Here is a 1,250-nt window from a genome sequence, read left to right as displayed (position 1 = left end):
TGGGGTGGTCCAGTAAAAACGGACAGCTGGCTAAGATAAGTTAATCTGGCAGTCAAGTTCGAATTGGTGCGGTGAGCGGTAGCCTAGTGCGGAGTGTCGGCGGTCAAGGTTGAAGTAGATGTCGAGGTAATGGGCCACCTCCAGGCGGGCCTCTTCCAGGCTGGCAAACGCGCCGCCGTGAGGTAGCAATTCCGTTTTGAGCGTGCTCCAACCGGCCTCGGCCTGGGCATTATCGTACGGATTGCCCGGCCGGCTATAGCTAGCCAGTGCCTGGGCTTTTTCGATGCGCGCCCGGCACGCCGAGCTGGTGTATTGACTGCCGCGGTCGGCGTGGATAACCAAGCCCGGAGCCGGTTGGCGCAGCGTCAGGGCCTGTTCCAGCGCGGTGAGTACCAGTTCCGTAGGCATCTGCGTATCCAGGTGCCAGCCGACCACGCGCCGCGAGCAGGTATCGCGCCAGGTGGCTAAGTAGCACCAGCGCCCACCGACCAGCGGCAGGTAGGTGATATCACCGACCCACACTTGATTGGGCGCGGTGGGCGCAGGCTGGCCGAGAAGTAGGTTTTCGGCCACAACCGCCGCGGGGTCGGCCATCGTGGTGCGTGGGCGTTGCGGCCGCGTGCTGAGCGCTTGAAATCCGCAGCGACGCAGCCAGGTGCGCAAGGCATAGCGTCCGACAATGTGCCCTTTGGCGCGTAATTCTGCCCGCAAGCGTCGGGTGCCGTAGCGCTGGGCATGACGCGAAAAGGCGGCGTTGGCCGCAGGCTCCCAAGCGGGCGTTGGGCGCGCCGACCGGCTCCGCCACTGATAATAGCCAGCGCTACTGACGTGTAGCACGCGGCAGAGCACCTGCACCGGCTCGGTGGCCGCCACCTGCTCGATGAACTGGTAACGGCTCATGATTGAGGCGGTTGTGCAAAGATGGTCACGACTTTTTTTAAAATATCGCGCTCCTGTTCCACGCGTTTGAGTTCGGCCCGCAGGCGCTTTATCTCGTCACGCTCCGCGCTGCTGGGCACGGCCTCGGCTAACGCCTGGCGCTGCCAGCGGCCGAGCAAGGCGGGTGACAGGCCCTGGGCACGGGCCACGTCCGTTTGCCGGGCCCCAGCGGCCACCTGGCGTACGCACTCGGCTTTAAAGGCCGGCGTGTATTTTTTGCGGGTCAGCGGCGAGCCGCTTGGAATGATTTTGTCGGGCATGGGCAGTGGAAGATAAGACTTGCCACTGTCTGTTTTTACTCGACCACCTCA

At 63.4% G+C, this 1,250-nt stretch carries 2 protein-coding genes; both read right to left on the bottom strand.

Translation table 11 applies throughout. The annotated features are described in order from the left end of the window. Positions 1–30 precede the first annotated feature (30 nt). On the bottom strand, positions 31–900 hold the full coding sequence (locus IEX74_RS23030; protein ID WP_229755438.1) for an IS3 family transposase: 870 nt from the start codon (positions 898–900) through the stop codon (positions 31–33). Beyond that, positions 897–1,199, bottom strand: coding sequence for a transposase (locus IEX74_RS23025; RefSeq protein ID WP_188816447.1), 303 nt, complete (start codon positions 1,197–1,199; stop codon positions 897–899). The genes IEX74_RS23030 and IEX74_RS23025 overlap by 4 nt, the downstream gene beginning before the upstream one ends. Positions 1,200–1,250 lie beyond the last annotated feature (51 nt).

It is taken from the genome of Hymenobacter cavernae (assembly GCF_014641455.1).
GTDB lineage: Bacteria > Bacteroidota > Bacteroidia > Cytophagales > Hymenobacteraceae > Hymenobacter > Hymenobacter cavernae.
Note: the sequence above shows the minus strand (reverse complement) of the source record. Positions and strands in the feature narration are given on the sequence as shown.

Coding starts and splice junctions, on each gene's coding strand:
- IEX74_RS23030 (WP_229755438.1), bottom strand. CDS start 900: ATGAGCCGTTACCAGTTCATCGAGCAGGTGGCGGCCACCGAGCCGGTG.
- IEX74_RS23025 (WP_188816447.1), bottom strand. CDS start 1,199: ATGCCCGACAAAATCATTCCAAGCGGCTCGCCGCTGACCCGCAAAAAA.